The following is a 17,480-nucleotide window of genomic DNA, read 5'->3' as shown; positions in this document are numbered from 1 at the left end:
CCGCCCCCCACGCCCCGGGTCCACCCCCTGGGCCGCCCTCCGGCCCGCACACCCCGCTTCGCCGCCCCCACCCTCCGGAGCGTGGTGCGCCCCCGCGGGCCCGGCGCCGCCCTTGCCGCCCGGCTGCATGCCGCGCTGACCGACCTCGCGGATCAGGACCCGCTGATCCGGGCGCGTACCGAACCGGGCGGCGCCACCTCGGTATCGCTGTACGGCGAGGTGCAGAAGGAGGTCATCGCCGCCACGCTCGCCGACGCGTACGGCATCGAGGCGGTCTTCGAGCCGAGCCGTACGGTGTGCAGCGAACGGCCCGCCGGGACGGGCGAGTCGGCGGCCGCGATGGACCGCGGACCGGCGCCCACTGGGCACTGGGCACTGGGCACTGGGCACTGGGCAAGCGTCGGGCTGCGCGTGGCGCCGGCTCCGTACGGCAGCGGCAACACGTTCCGGTACGAGACGGAACGGGGCGCGCTGCCCAGGGCCTTCCATCAGGCGATCGAGGAAACCGTCCACGCGACGCTGGGCGGGGGAGGCCCGCACGGATGGGCGGTCGCGGACTGTACGGTCACGCTCGTACGCTCGGGGTTCAACAGCATCTTCAGCACGGCGGGCGACTTCCGCGCCCTCACCGAGATCGTCCTGGTCCATGCCCTGAAGGACACCGGCACCGACGCCTACGAGCCGTACCAGGCCTTCGAGTTGGACTGTCCTCCCGCCACCCTCGCAGCCGTCGCCGCCCACCTCTCCTCGATGGGCGCGCTCATCGAGGAGAGCCGCGCCGCGGGCGAGGCGTGGCTGCTGCGCGGCACCGTCGCGGCCCGCGTGGTGGCGGCGATCGAGCGGCGGCTGCCGGGTCTCACCCATGGCGAGGCCGTCTGGTGGTGCCGTCCGGCCGGCGAACGCCCGGTGACCGCGCCGCGGAACGCCACCCCTACGACACCCGACCGGTTGGCGTAGACCTCTTGCGGCTTGGTCCAGACCAATGCCAGGCTCTCAAGTGCCGCCACTCCGGGGCACGTTGGTGCGCGGCCACATCCCTCGGGCGCGCCCCGGCCGTCCCCGCCTGCCCGCCTCCACCCCACGATCAAGGAGCACTCGCATGTCCGCTCGGCGTACCGCCGCGTCCCTGGGTGTCCTCGGGGCGACCTCCCTGACGTTCCTCGCGCTGGCCCCCACCCCGGCCTCCGCGCACGGGGCCATGTTCAACCCGGTCAGCCGCATCGCCGCCTGCTACGCCGAGGGCCCGGAGCACCCGGTGTCGCAGGTGTGCAAGGACCTCGTCGCCGACTCCGGCACCCAGCCGCTGTACGACTGGAACGAGGTGAACATCGCCAACGCCAACGGCCAGTCCCGCCAGCTCATCCCCGACGGCAAGCTGTGCTCGGCCAACCGGGACAAGTACCGCGCGCTGGACTGGGCCCGTACCGACTGGCCTTCCACCAGCGTCGCGGCGGGCAAGTTCGCCTTCAAGTTCCGTGTCACGGCGGCCCATTCGGGCACCATGACGGTCTACATCACCAAGGACGGCTTCGACCCGACGAAGCCGCTGAAGTGGTCCGACCTGGACAACACGCCCGTCGCCACGTACCAGACGCCGCGAACGGCGACGGACGGCTACTACAACTTCACCGGCACGCTGCCGGCCCGCACGGGCCGCCACATCATCTACAAGGTCTGGCAGCGCGACGACAGCCCCGAGGCGTTCTACAGCTGCTCGGACGTGGTGTACGGGGGCGGAAGTACGGCGAAGGCCGCGGCGGCGCCCACGGAGCAGAAGATCGCGGCGGGTGCGGCCCGCTCCACGGTGAGCCACCACGGCCATGGCGGCGACCCGACATCACCGGTCGCGGCGCCCGCCCCGGCGTCCTCGCCCGACGGGTCGCCCGCGCCCCAGGCGTTGGCGGCGGTCTCGACCGCGAGCGTCGTGGGTGGCGGCTTCCTCCTCCTGCGCCGCCGCCGCGACTGACCACCCCGCCCGGCCCGGCCCGTGCCCCCGGCTCAACCTGCTACGGGGGGTGCGGCCCCGGCGGGGCGGGGCCGGGCTCAGCCGCTGTTGACGGTGAGCGTCAGGCGGCATTCCACGCCCCGGTAGTTGCTCGGCGCGCCCGATGTCAGGGGAACCGACGCCTGTACGAGGTAGATGCCGGGGGCCGAGGGGACCCGGATCGGGGTGCCGAGGGTCTGGCTGGTCGTCGTGGTACCGCTCACCCCGCCGCTCACGGTCACCGACGCGTCCTTCGCGAAGTACCCCACCTCGTTGCCGGCGGCGCTCAAGGTCACCTCGTACGCCGTGGTGACGCCCGTGACCGTCGGCTGCGCCGAGATGCCGCACGAGGCGTCGCTGTCGCCGACCGTCGGTCCGCCGCTCCCGCAGGCGGCGGCCAGACCACTCGCGAGCAGCACCACGGCCGTGCGCCACGAGCGCCTCAACGGCGCGCGCCAGGACCGCATTTGCTGGGATCTCCGCACGTCACGTACGGCTGGGAACCCCCGGAAAGCAGCATCGCCCGAACGTACCGGCGGCCACCGCCCGCGTCCAGAGCCCGCGTGGATCAACGCACTTCTGGTCAGGCGGTCTTGGCCTGCGCACCCTGAGCACCCTGCGCGGCCTGCGCGGCTTGGGCGGCTTGGGCGGCCTGGGCGTGCTTGAGGGTGCGCAGGATCAGCCACTGGTCGCCCCAGGCCATCGCGGTACCGATGACCGCCATCACGATGCCCAGCGTCAGCTGACCGGTAGCCGCACCCAGCGCCAGGCCCGCGACACCGAGTCCGTACCGGATCGCGAAGCGGACCACCAGCAGACCGAGCGCAAGGAACCGGGTCCGCTTGTTCTTCCACAGCGACTTCATGTACCGGATCCGAGCCTTCAACACCGTAAACGCCAACACGATCTGCACGATCGCGACCACCGGGATCAACGCGTACAGCACCGGATACGCACGAGCGATGTCGAAGATCCCCGCGAAAAGACCGACGAGGGGGAAGTACCAGTTCGGCAGACCCTCCAGGACAACTGCCTCGTGGCCGGACTGCGCCTGAGCCTCGACCCGAACCGGCATCTCCATCGCGACCGTGGCACTCATGGCGTTCCCCTCACCCTGTTTCTCAGTCGCCGGCCCCTGCCGACATCACCGATACTCCCCTCCAGGGCGGGACGGGCGGCAGAGCGAAGAATCCCGACTCCCCCAGGACAAATGTCATCACCGCTAAGGGAGTCGAGCTCATGCAGCCGTCAGAATCGCCGTCGCCGTCCTCCGCCGTGAACCACGAGGCCGGCAGCATGGTCGGCCTCTTCTGGGTCACCGGGGACGAGGTGTACGTGGGAACCCCGCCCGGAGCCGGGGCCGGGAGCGGTGGCGTACGGCTCACTCCCGAAGGGGTGCGCTTAGCGCGCGCCACGCAGCACGAGCCGGGAGAGGACGAGGCGCGCGAGGGCGAGCCGCGCCGCGACTGGAGCTGGTCGGAGTTGCTGGAGGTGCGGGTGACCGATGCGCCGGTCCGGTCCGCGACCGTGCGGTGGGGTGTCCACGCACTGTCCGTGGCGGCCGCGGTCTTCGACCTGTGGGTGCCGGGCGAACCGGCGTCGATGACGGTCGCGCTCACCACGAAGGAGGGGGACGAGTCCACGGCCGGGGTGCTGTCCGGCGCCGCGGTCGCCTACTCCCCACGAGAAGTGGACCTCTCGCTGGGGCTGCTCGCCCGCTTCGTGCGCGGCGAGTCCTCGCCCACGGTCCTGACCGGATGGTGGAACGAGGTCCAGCCGGCCCGAGTCCTGCGCTCACGCGAGCGCGAGGCGGTGTTGGCGGGCTGGCTGGGGGACATCGGGTGAGCGCGTGAACGGAGTCGCGGGGGGCGCCGAGCGTGCGTACGTCGTCCCGCAAGGCCCCAGGGGTCGCTCTAGTCGCTCGGCTTGCCCGCGTCAGGCCCGTACCACTGGAGGGCCTGCCCTGTGACGGCGGCGATGCACTCGAAGTCCCGGTCACGGTGCAGCAGGGTCAGCCCCTGGAGTTCGGCCGTCGCGGCCACGACGAGGTCGACGGCGCCCGCACTGCGATGCTGCCCCCGTTTGGTCAAGACTTCTTGGACCTGCCAGGCGCGCGTATAGGCACGATCGTCGACCGGGACCCAGCTGAAGATCATCCGCATGTCCTCGATGCCGCGCGCCCGGTCTTCGGCGGAACGGGCACTGTAGAAGAACTCCAGCTCGGTGACGGGGCAGGTGGCGATCAGCCCGGCCGCGGCAGCCTGATCCCACCCGTACTGCTCGGCTTCGGCGCGCAGGAACCGGGCGAGAGCGCTGGTGTCGATCAGGAACTGGGCTCCGTTCACCGGCGGTAGTTCGCCTTCTCCTCGAAGATCTCCAGGTCGAAGGCGCCTTCGCCGGCCGCGGCACGAAGCCGGGTGAGCGCGAGTGCTCGTCTGCGATGTTCCAGCACCTCGCGCAAGGCGGTGTTGACGGTCTCCTTCTTGGTGCCGGTGCCCAGCGCTTTGGCTACGTCGGCCAACAGTTCGTCATCGAGGTCGATCACGGTTCGGCTCATCCAGCATCACATCCCTAGATATCAAGCGGGATATCGATTATATATCGCATGAGCGCGATGGGCGAGGGGCGTGACCGGGGCCGACCCTGCTCAGACAGCCTCGACCTGCGCGGCTTGGGCGGCCTGTGCGGCTTGGGCGTGCTTGAGGGTGCGCAGGATCAGCCACTGGTCGCCCCAGGCCATCGCGGTGCCGATGACCGCCATCACGATGCCCAGCGTCAGCTGCCCGGTGGCCGCACCCAGCGCCAGGCCCGCGACACCGAGTCCGTACCGGATGGCGAAGCGGACCACCAGCAGACCGAGCGCAAGGAACCGGGTCCGCTTGTTCTTCCACAGCGACTTCATGTACCGGATCCGCGCCCTCAACACCGTGAACGCCAACACGATCTGCACGATCGCGACCACCGGGATCAACGCGTACAGCACCGGATACGCACGAGCGATGTCGAAGATCCCCGCGAAAAGACCGACCAGAGGGAAGTACCAGTTCGGCAGCCCCTTCAGGACCACCGCCCCAGCGACGTCCACCTGAGCGACGTCCACCGGAGCGGCGTCCACCGGAGCCTCGACCCGGACCGGCATCCCCATCGCGACCGTGGCACTCATGGCGTTCCCCTCACCCTGTCTCTCAGTCGCCGGCCCCTGCCGACATCACCGATACTCCCCTCCAGGGCACGTCGGACGGCAGAGCGAAGAATCCCGACTCCCCCAGGACAAATGTCATCACCGGCTACGACGGGAAGCGTCCGTGAGCTACAACCTGCTTGCCGTCGACTCCTCCGATCCCACCACGGTGGCCCTCGCACTCGCCGGCTGTCTCGGCGTGGCGGTGGGCGATGTGGATGTCGGCGAGCCCGACACGGATCCCGATGTACGAAACTGGAATGCGCCGGTCACCTGTGGACTCCGGCCACTTCAGGGCGACTTGACGCAGGCGCTGGACATTTACGTCCAAGAGACGGTCGGCGGCCGACCGCTTGAGTCGGAAGTCGCCGCGCGGTTCGCGAAGGCCGTGAGGACGACCGTCCTGTTCCCCGCGCTGGAAGCGCCTCCCAGCGCGTACTGGGCGGCGACACCCCAGGGGCTGCTCACCCGCGTCAGGCTCGAACCCTCCGAGGACGAGCCACCCGTCTTCACGGTCACGGCCGTCGAGGCGCGCGTCGCCCGGTTCCCCCGGGCCACGGTGACGCGCTTCGAGGAGATCGTCCGTGAGCAGCGGCCGGACAGCCCTGTCTCGGAGCACTTCATGGCATCGCTGGAGAGGGTGCGCCAGGCGGCTTCCTGCCTGGCACGGCTTCCGCTCGACGACGATACTGGCGGCCCCATCCGGTCCGTGCGGGACACATTGGTGGTGTGGGAGCGGGTCATCACTCAGATGGAATCCGGCTGGGCGCCATCGGGCTGGTATCCCGCCGATCTTTATCGCGAACGGCTGGAGGCGCGTGACGCCCTCGCGGCTCTCGTCCATCGGCTGCCACACGACGTCGTCCCGTTGCTGACCGACGCCTTGGGGCGACTGGACAGGCGTTTCGCCGCTGCCACGGTGGAAAGTACGACGGAAGTCCTTCCCCGACGGCGGTCGGCCGGGGCTGTCGGTCAGGGGCCGGGTGGCTGGTGGTGGCGCAGACGGCCCGACCCCGTTCCTTGGGAGCAGGCCTGAGGCTCACACGGGCCGGGCCCACACGGGCCGGGCCCACACGGGCCGGGCCCACAGCGGCCCGCCCACACGTGCCCGCCTCACATGTGCCCGCCTCACATGTGCCCGCCTCACATGTGCACCGGTCCCTCCGAAGGCCCCACCGCCGACCTCGGTGGGCCCTTGCGGTAGAGGGCCAGGGAGATCACCAGGCCGAGTGCGAAGAAGCCCGCCGACCACCAGTACGCCGTCGAGTAGCTCTGGAGCTGGGCCTGGACGCGGACGCCCGGGGTGGGGCGACGGCCCACCAGGTAGCTGGTGGCGGCGCTCGTGGCGAGGGTGTTCAGAAGGGCCGTGCCGATCGAACCTCCCACCTGCTGACTGGTGTTGACCATCGCCGAGGCGACGCCCGCGTCGTGCGCGGCGACGCCCGCCGTGGCCATGCTCATCGCCGGGGCGAAGATCAGGCCCATGCCGACGCCCATGACAAGCAGCGGGGGCAGGACGTGGGCCGCGTAGCCGCTGGTCGCGTCCAACGCCGTCATCCAGGCGAGGCCCGCCGCGCCGAGGCCCATGCCCAGCGGCACGATCGGTTTCGCGCCGAGCCTCGGGACGAGCTTGTTCTGGGCGACGACCGAGCTGACGATCATCGCGAAGACCATCGGCAGGAAGGCGAGCCCGGTGCTGACCGGGGAGTACCGCAGGATCTGCTGGAGGTAGTACGTCAGGAACAGGAACACGCCGAACATGCCCGCGCCGGAGATGAACATGGCGAGGTAGGACGCGCCCCGGTCCCGGTCGAGGACGACGCGCAGGGGCAGCAGGGGGTGCTTCGCCCGCGTCTGCCACCAGGCGAAGGCCAGCAGCAGGACGCCGCCCGCCGCCAGGAAGCCCCAGGTCTGCGGTGAACTCCAGGCGTGGGTCTCGGCGTTGGAGAATCCGTACACGATGCAGAACAGGCCCGCCGAGACCAGCACCGTGCCGGGGATGTCGAGCTTGGGGCGGTCGGTGGGCGCGCCCGGGTGCAGTAGCCGCCAGGCGCCGAAGAAGGCGAGCGCCGCGAAGAGGAGGTTGACGTACAGGCACCAGCGCCAGTCGAGATACTCGGTGAGGACGCCGCCGAGCAGCAGTCCCACCGCGCCGCCGGTGCCGGCGACCGCGCCGTAGATACCGAACGCCTTGGCGCGCTCCTTCGGGTCGGTGAAGGTCGTGGTGAGCAGCGAGAGCGCGGCCGGTGCGAGCAGCGCGCCGAACACGCCCTGGAGGGCGCGGGCGGTGACCAGGACCTCGAAGTTGGGCGCGGCGCCGCCGATCGCGGAAGCGAGGGCGAAGCCGACGAGTCCGGTCAGGAAGACGACCTTGCGCCCCACGAGGTCGGCGATGCGGCCGCCGAGCAGCAGCAGCGAGCCGAACGCGAGCGCGTACGCCGTGACGATCCACTGGCGGTTTCCGTCGCTGAAGCCGAGATCGCGCTGCGCGGAGGGCAGCGCGATGTTCACGATGGTCGCGTCGAGCACGACCATGAGCTGGGCGAGCGCGATCACGCCGAGCACGAGCCAGCGGTGCTCGTGCGGGGCTCCGGTGTGCGCCGCGTCGGGCGGGGGCGCGCCGTCACCGGCGTACGCGGCGGACGGCGGCGGGGCGAAGCGTCCGGACGACGGCGACTGCCCCGAAGGTGCCCCTCCGAATGGCTGCTGGCGTCCGGTGGCGGCGTCGCGTGTGGCGCCCGCTGGGGAACGGGGTGGGGCATCGGCTGCGGAAAGGTGCTCGGAGGCGGCGGCTATGCGCGCGGCGCGTCCTTGCTCGGCGGCGTCCCTGGTGTGACGGCCCATGTGCGCGTCTCCCTCGGTGGTCTCCCGTTCGCGATCGCTCCTTCCTCACGCTAAGTGAGGCCCAGGGGTTCCGCCACGCGAGTGAACGCCGGTGGGGACGGGTGCACAGGGGCGGGCTCGGGTGCCCGTACGGGCGCGGGCCGGGCGGGAATCCCGTGGTGGGCGGGGTTCCGCGCGCCCCGTCCCCGTTCGTCCCAGGAACGACTGGGACGCATGTCCGCGTGGCCCTCCGGACACCTTTGACGACACAGGGTCACTTACTCGGGGACCCCGCATCACCTTGGAGAACACAGACATGAACCGAAGCACCGTGCGCAACAGCGTCGTCGCCGTCGCCGCCCTGCTCGCCCTGTTCCCGACCACCGCGATGGCCGCGGCGCCCGCCTCCGCACCGGCCTCCGCGCCGGCGAAGGCGACCGTCGCCGTCGCCCGGCACCACAAGCTCCTCCCCCAGGGCACGGTGGTCACCGGCCGCGCCGTCCGGCTGCACGTACGGACCGGTGCCGGCGTCACCTACCGGGCCGCCGGCACCCTGCGCTCGGGGCGCCAGGTGTCGCTGGTCTGCAAGAAGGACGGGAGCTCGGTGCAGGGCAACCGGGTCTGGTACCGGCTGGCCGGGCACCACGCGCGATATGTGTCCGCGCACTATGTGCGGGTCGCGGCCGGGTCCGCCGTGCCGTGGTGCTGACGCGCTGAGGTTCGCTCCAGCGCCGGGAGGGGGAGCGGGATCCGCTGTCGCGCCCCCTTCGCCCGTTCGCCCCGGGGGTCGGAGCTTGGCTCCGGCCCCCAAGGGGTACAGATGACCCTCGAACGGGACCATACGGACTTTTGGGAGGGACCGCGTGCCCCAGTGGCGACCGCTGCCCGAGTCGACCCGACCCGAACTCCGGCTCCTCATCGACGAGTTGAGGCACCTCAAACAGTGCTCGGGGCTGAGCCTGGCCGGCCTCGCGGCCCGCACCACGTACAGCAAGTCGGCGTGGCACCGCTATCTCAACGGGGACAACCTGCCGCCGCGTGACGCGGTCGACGCCTTCGGCGCCCTGGGCGGCGCCGAGCACCACGCCCGGCTCCTCGACCTCTGGGACCGCGCGGTACGAGCCCCACACCCCGGAAGCGCGGACCCGGCCGGCCGCCCAGTCACCCCGGCCGGCACCGGCGCCCCGCCGGGCCGGGCCGCGCCGCCCGCGCACCCCGCGCCGCCCGCGCACTCCGATGCCGCGCCGTCGGCCCGGCGTTCGCGCCGCCGTACGCTCACGATCGCCGCCGCGCTCGCCCTGGTGGGGAGCGCCGCCTGGGCGGCCGTGCCGCACGCCTCGCACGCGACGCCGGCCGCGCCCGCACCGTCCGCCTGCCGGGGCGCCGGCTGCCAGGGCGCCGACCCGGCCCGCTCGGCCTGCCGCACCGATGCCCGTACGCAGAGCGCCCTCACGACGGCCTCGTACGCGGTGCGCCTGCGCTTCAGCCCGTCCTGCGACACGGTCTGGTCGGAGGTGCGCTCCAGCTCGACCGGCGCCGACACCGAGAGCCCCATGCTGGTGGCCCCCGACCCCGGGCGGGCCGAGGCCTGCGCCGAGGTCGGCGGCACAATGCTGTGCACGGGCGACACCCGCCGGACGACCGGTCCCTGAGGGGCCGTCAGCGGCGGGCGCCCTCGATGCGGGCGGCCACCTCGTCGAGCCGGGCCAGGTCCTCGGTGGTGAGGACGAGATCGGCGGCGGCGGCGTTCTGCTCCAGGTAGCCGACACGCTTGGTGCCGGGGATCGGGACGATGTCGTCGCCCTGCGCGTGGACCCAGGCGAGGGCGACCTGGCCGGGCAGCACACCGTGGGCGTCGGCGATGGACTTCACGAGTTCCAGGGCCTGCTGGTTGGCGTCCAGGTTGTCCTGGCTGAAGCGGGGCATGCCGCGCCGCATGTCGGTGGCGTCGAACGCGTCGCGCGAGGTGACCGCGCCCGTCAGGAAGCCGCGGCCGAGCGGCGAGAAGGGGACCACGCCGATGCCGAGGCGGCGGGCGGTGGGGAGCACGGACTCCTCGATGTTCCTGGTCCACAGCGAGTACTCGCTCTGGACGGCCGTGACGGGGTGGACGGCGTGGGCGCGCTCCAGCTCCTCCGCGGGCAGTTCGGACACGCCGATGTGACCGATCTTGCCGGCCTTCACCAGCTCGGCCATCGCCCCGATGGACTCCTCGATGGGGGTCTTGGGGTCGACCCGGTGCAGGTAGTACAGGTCGATGTGGTCGATGCCGAGGCGCTGGAGGGACTCCTCGCAGCTGCGCTTGATGTACTCGGGGTCGGCCCGCAGGACCATGCCGGTGCCGGGCCGTACGTCGTGGATGCCGCACTTCGTGGCGAGGACGACCTCGTCGCGTCGGTCCCTGAGGGCGTATCCGACGAGCTTCTCGTTGGCGCCGACACCGTAGAGACCGGTCGCGCCGTACACGTTGGCGGTGTCGATCAGGGTCACGCCGAGATCGAGGGCACGGTGGATGGTGTTGATCGACTCGGTGTCGTTGCCGACGCCGTACGACTGACTCATGCCCATGCAGCCGAGGCCCTGTGCGGAGACCCGCAGTCCTTGGCTGCCCAGAGCGACCTGGCGCATTCTTACGTCCTTTCGTCGTGGGGTTCGTCCCCATGGAGCTGTCCCCCATGGGGGCCGGCCCCATGGGGATGCTCCCCGTGGTGGTGGAACCAGTGGGTCAGACGACCCACCGCATGACCACCCGTCAACAGGTAAAGGGCGTGCGCGAGGCCGGTGCGACGGCCGTGGCGCAGCCACAGGAAGTGGTGGTGGGGCCGGCTGTCGTGCGGGGTGGGCAGCAGGAAGACCAGGAGCAGCGAGACCAGGGTGAGGGCCGCCATCAGGAACAGGGCCGCACCGAAGGCGACGCGGTAGCGGTCGGTGTCGGCGCCGGGCCCCGGGTGGGCGCCCAGCATGGAGAAGACCGTACCGATGCCGGCGACGCCGAGGGCCTGCCCGACCTGGAAGGCGGTGGTCAGGGCGCCGGACGCGGATCCCTTGTCCTCGGGGCGGATGCCGGTCAGGACGATCCCGATGAGCGGGGACATCGTCAGGCCCTGGGCGGTGCCGACGAGCAGCAGCGGCAGGGCCAGGCTCCAGGCCGTCAGGCCGGGGCCCGCCAGCCGCGCGGTGAGCCAGGCCGACAGCAGGCCGCCGAGGAGCAGGACGTGTCCGATGGTCAGGACCGCGCGGCCGAGCCGCGGCACCAGGCGCGGTACGACCAGCGAGGACAGGAAGAAGGCGACGCCGACCGGGGCGAAGGCGAGGCCCGCCTGGAGCGGGTCGAGTCCGAGGCCCACCTGGAAGGTCAGCGAGGTGTAGACGGCGAGGCCGACGATGGTGACGAAGTACAGCACCCCGATGACGGTGCCCACGGCGAACGCGCGCTGGCGGAAGAGGGAGGGGCGGAGCAGCGGGGTGCGGCCCCGGCGGACCAGGGAGCGCTCGTAGCGCAGGAAGAGCGCGAACATGGGGATCGCCAGGACGAACATGGCCCACGTCCACCAGGCCCAGCCCGCGCCGGGGCCGATCAGGAGGGGCAGGATCAGGAGCAGGAGCGAGGCGCCGAGCAGGCCGGTGCCCGCGAGGTCGATGTGGTCGCGTCCCGCGGGCCGGTCGGGGGCCATCACGCGGCTGCCGGTGACGAGGGCCGCGGCGCCGATCGGTACGAGGACGAGGAAGGCGGGGCGCCAGGTGAGGCCGCCCAGGTCGAGCTGGATCAGTGCGCCGCCGATGAGCTGGCCCGCCACGATCGCGACCCCGATGGTCGCACCGAACAGGCCGAGCGCGAAGTTGCGTTCCTTGCCCTCGAAGGTGTCCTGGATGATCGACAGGATCTGCGGGTAGATCAGCGCGGCGCCGAAGCCCTGGACCAGGCGGGCCCCGATCAGCACGGGCGCGTTCGGGGCGAGCCCGCCGACCAGGACGGCCGCGGTGAACAGGACGAGGCCGCCGAGCAGCACCCGGCGGCGTCCCGACACGTCGCCGAGGCGGCCGCCGGTGATGAGGAAGACCGCGTACACCAGGCCGTATCCGGCGACCACGAACTGGGCGGTGCCGAAGCCGACATGGAGGGTCTGCTGGAGCGAGGGCATCGCGAGGTTCGCGATGGAGGCGCCGCCCACGACGAGGAAGGTGCAGATCAGGCCCACGCCGAGGACGAACCAGCGGGTGCGGTCGGCGGGGGCGACGGCGACGGCCGGGGGCGCGGCCGGACCGGCCGCCGCCGGGGGCGCGGCGACGTCGGCCGCCGCCCGCGCGGGCCCCGGGGCGGAGAGGGTCACGTGCCGGCCAGGACGAGCACGGTCGCCAGGGCGGTGTCGGTGGCCGACGCCGGGTTCTGGCCGGTGACCAGGCGCCCGTCGGTCACGGCGTGTGCGGCGAACTCGGTGGCGGCGGCCTCGTGCTTGGCACCGAGCTCCTCCAGCGCCGTCTGCAACGCGAACGGCACGACGTCGGTCAGGCCGACCGCGGCTTCCTCGGCGTTGCTGAACGCGGTGAGCCGCTTGCCCTCCACCAGCGGGCGGCCGTCCGAGAGCCGTACGCCGACCAGGGCCGCCGGACCGTGGCAGAGCGCCGCGACCACGCCGCCCGCCTCGTAGATGTCCCGGGCGTGCGCGGCGAGCGCCGTGTTGCCGGGGAAGTCCCACATGGTGCCGTGACCGCCGGCGAAGAAGATCGCGTCGTAGGCCTGCGGGTCGATGTCCTCGGGGCGCAGCGTGTCCGCGAGCTTGGCGCTCATCTCGGGGTCGGCGAGGAACGCCTTCTGGATCTCGTCGGACAGGTCGACGCCGGACGCGGGAGGGGTGCCGCCCTGGACGGAGGCGAGGGCGACGCGGTACCCGGCGTCGGTGAACACCCGCCAGGGGTGGGCGACTTCGGGCATGTAGTAGCCGGTGGCGCGGCCGGTGTCGCCCAGCTCCGCGTGGCTGGTGAGGACGACGAGGACCGTCTTGGTGCGGGGCATGTGATCTCCTGCTGCGGGCTCAGGCCTGGGCGGCGGCGAGATTGCGGAAGCGCGGGCCGTAGAAGACCGGCTTGCTCAGGTCGGTGTAGGTGTTCAGGAAGCCGAACTCGGCCGGGTACAGGCGCGGCAGGTCGTCGATGACCGACTGCGGGATCTGACGGCGCATGAAGGTGAAGCAGGAGAACACGCGGAACTTCACCATGTGGTGGACGGCGTCGCCGAAGGTGGGCCACTGGGTGGCCGCGGAGCCGTTCCACAGCTCGTCGAGGTGGACCATCATGCCGGTGTACGTCTCGTCGAACTGGACGAGTTCCGCCTCGACGTCGGTGCCGTCGGGGTCGGCGGCCAGGATCTTGGCGTAGCCGTCGGCGGGCACGGCGAGGGTGTTGACGACCGCGGGCCAGTCGATGCGGCTGCCCTGGAAGTGCACGGCCTCGGTGTCGGAGGTCAGTTCCAGGGGCGGCTCGGGCGTGCGGTACTCGCGGCCGTACCAGAGCTCGGCGAACTTGCCGTAGTGCGACTCCTCGTGCTGGAAGGAGGCGCCGGCCTGGATGGTGCCGCCGGTGGCGCCCTCGCCCTGCTCCAGGATCTCGTCGATGCCTTCGAGGAGCTGGTCGACGGGGTCGACGCCGGGGGTCGCCACGATGGTCTTGAAGCCGATGTTGTCGCCGACCTGGTTGGCGATGCCGCCGCCCTTGACCGCGGCGCGCAGCTCGTCGGCGTTGTCGACGATCGCTTCCTTGATCTGCGAGTAGAGCTTGCCGATGGTGGGGAAGTCCTCGTGGCTGTACTCGTCGGGCAGCAGGAACAGCGGCGATTCCAGGCGCATGAAGTTGCGCAGCTGCGGCTTGGAGAGCGAGGCGAGCCCGATGGAGAGGTCGGGTTCTACACCGCCGGGAAGGCCGCGGCGGGGGAAGGCCGGGTCGAGGTCCTTGATGCGGGGACGGCCGCCGATGGCAGCGAGCATGTTGCCGGCGATGGCCATGTGGACCATCTCCTCCATCAGCACGCTGCGGATGGTGTTGTAGCTGGTGTAGTTCTGCACTTCGAGCGAGAGCATCGCCGAGGTGTAGATCGGCAGCGTGGAGTGTTCCAGCTCTATCGCGGTCTGGAGCGCGGAGCGGATCCAGGCGACGTTGCGCTTGGCCGGCGCCTTGACGGTCTCGTCCTGGGCGGTGGTCATCGCGGTGTTCCTTTCGTTGGCTTTACGTTCGTACAGCGGCAAGGGCCGCCGCCCGGGAGATCAACAGCCGTGCGGGACCGCTCAGTTGGCGGCTTCCTGGCGGCGGGCCCGGGTGAGCAGGGCGATGACCACGAGGAGCGCCGCGGCGGCGAACAGGGCGACGCCCAGGCCGATGCGGTGCATGGAGACCAGGGTGCCGAGGACGGCCACACCGAGCGCGGAGCCGGCCTGCCGGGAGGCGTTGAGGGCGCCCTGTGCGGTGGCGGCGTACTCGGCGGGCGCGGTCATCGCCATGTCGGCGGTGGAGGCGGGGATCGCGGTGGTGGAGCCGAGCGCCAGCATCAGCTGGGCGGCGACCAGGAGCAGGAACGGGGTCTCGGTGCCGGAGAACGCGAGGATCACCCCGGACAGCACGCCGCACGTCAGCCCGAACAGGATCAGCGGCCGGGTGCCGATGCGGGCGACCAGGCGGCCGGTGAACAGCGGGAGCACGGCGAGCGGCAGCGTCATCGGCAGGAAGGCGAGGCCGGTCTGGAAGGGCGTGAGGGAGCGCTCGTTGACCATCCACTGGGTCATCGCGTAGAGCAGCCCGTAGAAGACGAACGAGGCGGCGGAACCGGCGATCATGTCGGCCTGTACCCGGGCCCGTACGAGGAGCGCGGGCGGCAGCGCGGGGAAGGGGGCCTTGCGCTCGACCAGTGCGAGGGCGAGGAACGCCGCCGCCGCGGCGACCACGGCGACGATGGGGGCGGGCCGGCCCCAGCCGGAGGTTCCGCCCTCGACGAGACCGAAGGTGAGTGCGCCGAGTCCGACGATGGAGAGCACGAGGCCGGGGGCGTCGATCTTCCGGTGGGGGCGTTCCCCGTCGGCGGCGAAGCCGCGCGCGGCGAGCCATGTCACCAGCGCGATGGGCGGGTTGACCAGGAAGACCAGCTGCCAGCCGCCGAGCGCGACGAGGCCGCCGCCGAGCACGGGACCGGAGACCAGGCCGAGCGAGCTGACCGCGGCCCACGCGCCGACCGCACGCGCCTTCTTGGCGGGGTCGGGGTAGAGCCCGCCGAGCAGCGCGAGCGACGCGGGGACCAGGCCCGCCGCGGCGACACCGAGCAGCGCGCGGCCCGCGATGAGCACACCGGCCGAGCCCGCGAGGGCACACAGCAGCGACACCACACCGAACGCGATCAGCGACGAGCGGTAGATGCGCCGCGGGCCCCAGCGGTCCGCGAAGGAACCGGACGCCAGCATCAGGCCGGCGAAGACGACGGTGTAGGCGTCGACCGTCCACGCCAGGGCGCCCGTCGAGGCGTGCAGGCTGTGCTGGAGGTCGGGCAGGGCGACGTTCAGGATGGACGCGTCCATCAGGACGAGGAAGTTGCCGACCGCGATACCGAGGAAGCGGCCGGCGGTGCGCGGCTTCCCGGCGGGGTTCGCCTTCTCGGCAGACGCCTCAGGCGTGACGTCGATGCTCTCGGTTGTCATGGACGGCAGGGTCCCGCACGGGCGTGAGGGCGGCCAACGTTTCCGGGCGGACTTCCTGACCTCAGGCCGATGTCTTGAAGTGTGGTGAAGGTCAGGAAGTCCGTTCGAGTGAGAGGCAGTTCGCAAACGTGTCCTGCTAGCTTCCCGGTACTCGCCGATAAATGCGCCCCATTCGAGGTGCGATCGCGATCCCAACATCGAATTCCCGCAAGGGATTTCCAGGAGGCTTCAGAAATGGCCGAGATCAAAACCGTGGCCGTTCTCGGTTACGAGAGCTGCAGCGAGCAGGACACGATCACCCCGCTCGAAATCTTCAAGGGCGCCGCCATGGTGCTCGCCCAGCAGATCGCGCCGTGGCCCATGGACGCCGAGCCGGCCGAGCTCGACGTCAAGCTGGTGTCGCTCGACCCGGGCAACGTCGTCATGCAGATGGGCACCCAGGTCGTGCCGGACGCCGTCCTGGAGGACGGGCAGCTCTTCGACATCCTGTACGTCCCCGGCGGTGTCGGCTCCGGCAAGATGACCCAGGACGGGCGCATCCTCGACGCGATCCGCCACCACCACGTGAACGGCAAGGTCATCGCGGCCAACTGCTCCGGTGTCGGCATCCTGTCCCGTTCCGGAATCCTCGGCGACACGCCCGTCACCTGTGTCGCCGCGGTCGCCCGCGGTCTGCGCGCCGAGGGCACCAACGTGCCGTCGCCGCGCCGGATGTGGCTGCACGACGCGGCGAAGAAGATCTGGACGACGACCGGCTCGTACGGGGTGAACGGGTCCACCGTCGCGCTGGTCACCGAGTACTTCGGCAAGGAGGTCGGCACCATCGTCTCGATGATGTTCGACACCTACGGCGGCCTCGGCGAGCAGATCTACGCGGCGTCGGGCCCGGAGTTCTACGTCCACCCCGACCTCGAGGAGAAGTTCACGGACTTCTTCGAGCCGATGCTGCTTCCGGGCCGGGGTGCGCAGGCATGATCACTGTCACCGCGCGGCAGGTCGTCAAGGCGGGCAAGGAGGCGGAGCTCGACGTCCTCATGGCCGGTCTCGCCGCCAAGATCCGCGCCAACGAGCCCGGTTGTGTCGGCTTCGACTACGTGCGGCCGGAGCAGGGCGGCACCACGCGTCTGGTCGTGGAGCGCTACCGGGACGACGCGGCCATGGAATTCCACAAGTCGACGGATTATCTGCGCGACTTCATTCCGAACCTTCTGGAATGCCTGGAGGAATTCCCGGCGGTGGACGTCTACCGCGACGTCACGCCCGGCCCCGATCTGCCCGACTCGTTCTTCCACGTCGGCATCGTGGTTCCGGACCTTCAGGCGGCGATCGCCCGTTACTCCGAGGTGTTCGGCATCGAATTCACCGAGCCCGCCACCTTCAAGGTGCCGCGCCTGGAGGACCCGGAACCGCACCCCTTCGAACTGGTCTGCGCCTTCTCCAAGTCCGGGGCGCCGTACTACGAACTCATCCAGGCGGACGGCGACGGCATCGTCTCGGCGAAGAACGCCGGAAAGATCCTTTACTACGGGGTCTGGGAGGACGACATGGCCGGGCGGCTCGAAATCCTGGAGAAGCAGGGCGTCGGCATCGACGCGCTGTTCCGCAAGGACGCCGACTCCACCCCGTTCGCCGTGATCACGGCGCCCGATCTGATGGGCGCCCGCATCGAGTACGTGGACACCGGCGACCGCGGCCCCATCGACGAATGGGTGCGCACCGGGGTCTACCCCGGCGGCCTCGAGTCCGAGTAACAGGCCGCGAAGCCCCGGGAACCTCCCCGGGCGCAACTCATCAGTGAACCCGGAAGGGAACTCTT

19 protein-coding genes are annotated in these 17,480 nt (G+C 71.2%); 8 read left to right on the top strand and 11 right to left on the bottom strand.

Annotated elements, in window-relative coordinates:
• Window positions 1-81 precede the first annotated feature (81 nt).
• Together OG432_RS17835 and OG432_RS17830 are read left to right on the top strand one after the other, a co-directional pair.
• Entirely contained in the window at window positions 82-957 is an 876-nt protein-coding gene (locus OG432_RS17835; RefSeq protein WP_328311941.1) for a hypothetical protein, read from the top strand.
• A 142-nt stretch (window positions 958-1,099) separates the two neighbouring features.
• Window positions 1,100-1,966 carry a lytic polysaccharide monooxygenase auxiliary activity family 9 protein gene (locus OG432_RS17830; RefSeq protein ID WP_328311940.1) on the top strand — a complete coding sequence of 289 codons (867 nt, stop codon included), beginning with the start codon at window positions 1,100-1,102 and terminating at the stop codon, window positions 1,964-1,966.
• 77 nt (window positions 1,967-2,043) lie between these two features.
• Here the strand turns inward: OG432_RS17830 and OG432_RS17825 are convergent, their stop codons facing one another.
• Window positions 2,044-2,451 (bottom strand): hypothetical protein, encoded by a 408-nt coding sequence (locus tag OG432_RS17825; protein WP_328311939.1) that lies wholly within the window; start codon window positions 2,449-2,451, stop codon window positions 2,044-2,046.
• A gap of 116 nt (window positions 2,452-2,567) precedes the next feature.
• Window positions 2,568-3,083, bottom strand: coding sequence for a hypothetical protein (locus OG432_RS17820; protein WP_328311938.1), 516 nt, complete (start codon window positions 3,081-3,083; stop codon window positions 2,568-2,570).
• Between the two features lie 140 nt (window positions 3,084-3,223).
• Here OG432_RS17820 and OG432_RS17815 point away from each other — a divergent pair, with 140 nt between their 5' ends.
• Window positions 3,224-3,829: a hypothetical protein gene (locus OG432_RS17815; RefSeq protein WP_328311937.1), complete on the top strand. Its 606-nt coding sequence runs from the start codon at window positions 3,224-3,226 to the stop codon at window positions 3,827-3,829.
• 68 nt (window positions 3,830-3,897) lie between these two features.
• Here the strand turns inward: OG432_RS17815 and OG432_RS17810 are convergent, their stop codons facing one another.
• The 3 genes from OG432_RS17810 to OG432_RS17800 all read right to left on the bottom strand — a co-directional run bounded on the left by OG432_RS17810 (window position 3,898) and on the right by OG432_RS17800 (window position 5,147).
• Window positions 3,898-4,329 (bottom strand): PIN domain nuclease, encoded by a 432-nt coding sequence (locus OG432_RS17810; RefSeq protein WP_328311936.1) that lies wholly within the window; start codon window positions 4,327-4,329, stop codon window positions 3,898-3,900.
• A complete protein-coding gene (locus OG432_RS17805; RefSeq protein WP_328311935.1) occupies window positions 4,326-4,541 on the bottom strand; it encodes a type II toxin-antitoxin system VapB family antitoxin in 216 nt (71 codons plus the stop codon). The genes OG432_RS17810 and OG432_RS17805 overlap by 4 nt, the downstream gene beginning before the upstream one ends.
• Window positions 4,542-4,631: 90 nt before the next feature.
• On the bottom strand, window positions 4,632-5,147 hold the full coding sequence (locus OG432_RS17800) for a hypothetical protein (protein WP_328311934.1): 516 nt from the start codon (window positions 5,145-5,147) through the stop codon (window positions 4,632-4,634).
• 142 nt (window positions 5,148-5,289) lie between these two features.
• On the opposite strand from OG432_RS17800, the gene OG432_RS17795 reads away from it, so the two are divergent.
• Window positions 5,290-6,201: a hypothetical protein gene (locus OG432_RS17795; protein WP_328311933.1), complete on the top strand. Its 912-nt coding sequence runs from the start codon at window positions 5,290-5,292 to the stop codon at window positions 6,199-6,201.
• Between the two features lie 107 nt (window positions 6,202-6,308).
• Here OG432_RS17795 and OG432_RS17790 read toward each other — a convergent pair whose 3' ends face one another.
• Window positions 6,309-7,730: an MFS transporter gene (locus OG432_RS17790; protein ID WP_443058581.1), complete on the bottom strand. Its 1,422-nt coding sequence runs from the start codon at window positions 7,728-7,730 to the stop codon at window positions 6,309-6,311.
• A gap of 574 nt (window positions 7,731-8,304) precedes the next feature.
• Between OG432_RS17790 and OG432_RS17785 the strand changes: the two genes are divergently transcribed.
• The gene (locus tag OG432_RS17785) at window positions 8,305-8,697 is read left to right on the top strand and encodes an SH3 domain-containing protein (protein ID WP_328311931.1); all 393 of its coding nucleotides are present in this window, start codon (window positions 8,305-8,307) and stop codon (window positions 8,695-8,697) included.
• Window positions 8,698-8,851: 154 nt separating this feature from the next.
• Window positions 8,852-9,640 (top strand): helix-turn-helix domain-containing protein, encoded by a 789-nt coding sequence (locus tag OG432_RS17780; protein WP_328311930.1) that lies wholly within the window; start codon window positions 8,852-8,854, stop codon window positions 9,638-9,640.
• A gap of 7 nt (window positions 9,641-9,647) precedes the next feature.
• On the opposite strand, the gene OG432_RS17775 is transcribed toward OG432_RS17780, so the two are convergent.
• From OG432_RS17775 to OG432_RS17755, 5 genes are all read right to left on the bottom strand, one after another.
• Entirely contained in the window at window positions 9,648-10,616 is a 969-nt protein-coding gene (locus tag OG432_RS17775; protein ID WP_328311929.1) for an aldo/keto reductase, read from the bottom strand.
• 2 nt (window positions 10,617-10,618) lie between these two features.
• Window positions 10,619-12,319 carry an MFS transporter gene (locus tag OG432_RS17770; RefSeq protein ID WP_328311928.1) on the bottom strand — a complete coding sequence of 567 codons (1,701 nt, stop codon included), beginning with the start codon at window positions 12,317-12,319 and terminating at the stop codon, window positions 10,619-10,621.
• The gene (locus OG432_RS17765) at window positions 12,316-13,002 is read right to left on the bottom strand and encodes a type 1 glutamine amidotransferase domain-containing protein (protein WP_328311927.1); all 687 of its coding nucleotides are present in this window, start codon (window positions 13,000-13,002) and stop codon (window positions 12,316-12,318) included. Before OG432_RS17765 ends, OG432_RS17770 begins: the two co-directional genes overlap by 4 nt.
• Window positions 13,003-13,021: 19 nt before the next feature.
• On the bottom strand, window positions 13,022-14,185 hold the full coding sequence (locus OG432_RS17760; RefSeq protein ID WP_328311926.1) for a ferritin-like domain-containing protein: 1,164 nt from the start codon (window positions 14,183-14,185) through the stop codon (window positions 13,022-13,024).
• Window positions 14,186-14,266: 81 nt separating this feature from the next.
• Window positions 14,267-15,664, bottom strand: a complete 1,398-nt coding sequence (locus OG432_RS17755) for an MFS transporter (protein WP_328311925.1) — start codon at window positions 15,662-15,664, stop codon at window positions 14,267-14,269.
• Between the two features lie 234 nt (window positions 15,665-15,898).
• On the opposite strand from OG432_RS17755, the gene OG432_RS17750 reads away from it, so the two are divergent.
• Both OG432_RS17750 and OG432_RS17745 read left to right on the top strand, forming a co-directional pair.
• Window positions 15,899-16,639 carry a DJ-1/PfpI family protein gene (locus OG432_RS17750; RefSeq protein WP_328311924.1) on the top strand — a complete coding sequence of 247 codons (741 nt, stop codon included), beginning with the start codon at window positions 15,899-15,901 and terminating at the stop codon, window positions 16,637-16,639.
• A complete protein-coding gene (locus OG432_RS17745; RefSeq protein WP_328311923.1) occupies window positions 16,636-17,415 on the top strand; it encodes an antibiotic biosynthesis monooxygenase in 780 nt (259 codons plus the stop codon). Before OG432_RS17750 ends, OG432_RS17745 begins: the two co-directional genes overlap by 4 nt.
• Window positions 17,416-17,480: the final 65 nt, after the last annotated feature.

This window comes from Streptomyces sp. NBC_00442, from assembly GCF_036014195.1.
Taxonomy (GTDB): Bacteria; Actinomycetota; Actinomycetes; order Streptomycetales; family Streptomycetaceae; genus Streptomyces.
Note: the sequence above shows the minus strand (reverse complement) of the source record. Positions and strands in the feature narration are given on the sequence as shown.

Excerpts from the sequence above, each read along its gene's own strand:
- OG432_RS17830 (WP_328311940.1), top strand. The coding sequence starts at position 1,100 with ATGTCCGCTCGGCGTACCGCCGCGTCCCTGGGTGTCCTCGGGGCGACC.
- OG432_RS17825 (WP_328311939.1), bottom strand. The coding sequence starts at position 2,451 with ATGCGGTCCTGGCGCGCGCCGTTGAGGCGCTCGTGGCGCACGGCCGTG.
- OG432_RS17820 (WP_328311938.1), bottom strand. The coding sequence starts at position 3,083 with ATGAGTGCCACGGTCGCGATGGAGATGCCGGTTCGGGTCGAGGCTCAG.
- OG432_RS17815 (WP_328311937.1), top strand. The coding sequence starts at position 3,224 with ATGCAGCCGTCAGAATCGCCGTCGCCGTCCTCCGCCGTGAACCACGAG.
- OG432_RS17805 (WP_328311935.1), bottom strand. The coding sequence starts at position 4,541 with ATGAGCCGAACCGTGATCGACCTCGATGACGAACTGTTGGCCGACGTA.
- OG432_RS17800 (WP_328311934.1), bottom strand. The coding sequence starts at position 5,147 with ATGAGTGCCACGGTCGCGATGGGGATGCCGGTCCGGGTCGAGGCTCCG.
- OG432_RS17785 (WP_328311931.1), top strand. The coding sequence starts at position 8,305 with ATGAACCGAAGCACCGTGCGCAACAGCGTCGTCGCCGTCGCCGCCCTG.
- OG432_RS17775 (WP_328311929.1), bottom strand. The coding sequence starts at position 10,616 with ATGCGCCAGGTCGCTCTGGGCAGCCAAGGACTGCGGGTCTCCGCACAG.
- OG432_RS17765 (WP_328311927.1), bottom strand. The coding sequence starts at position 13,002 with ATGCCCCGCACCAAGACGGTCCTCGTCGTCCTCACCAGCCACGCGGAG.
- OG432_RS17760 (WP_328311926.1), bottom strand. The coding sequence starts at position 14,185 with ATGACCACCGCCCAGGACGAGACCGTCAAGGCGCCGGCCAAGCGCAAC.
- OG432_RS17755 (WP_328311925.1), bottom strand. The coding sequence starts at position 15,664 with ATGACAACCGAGAGCATCGACGTCACGCCTGAGGCGTCTGCCGAGAAG.
- OG432_RS17750 (WP_328311924.1), top strand. The coding sequence starts at position 15,899 with ATGGCCGAGATCAAAACCGTGGCCGTTCTCGGTTACGAGAGCTGCAGC.
- OG432_RS17745 (WP_328311923.1), top strand. The coding sequence starts at position 16,636 with ATGATCACTGTCACCGCGCGGCAGGTCGTCAAGGCGGGCAAGGAGGCG.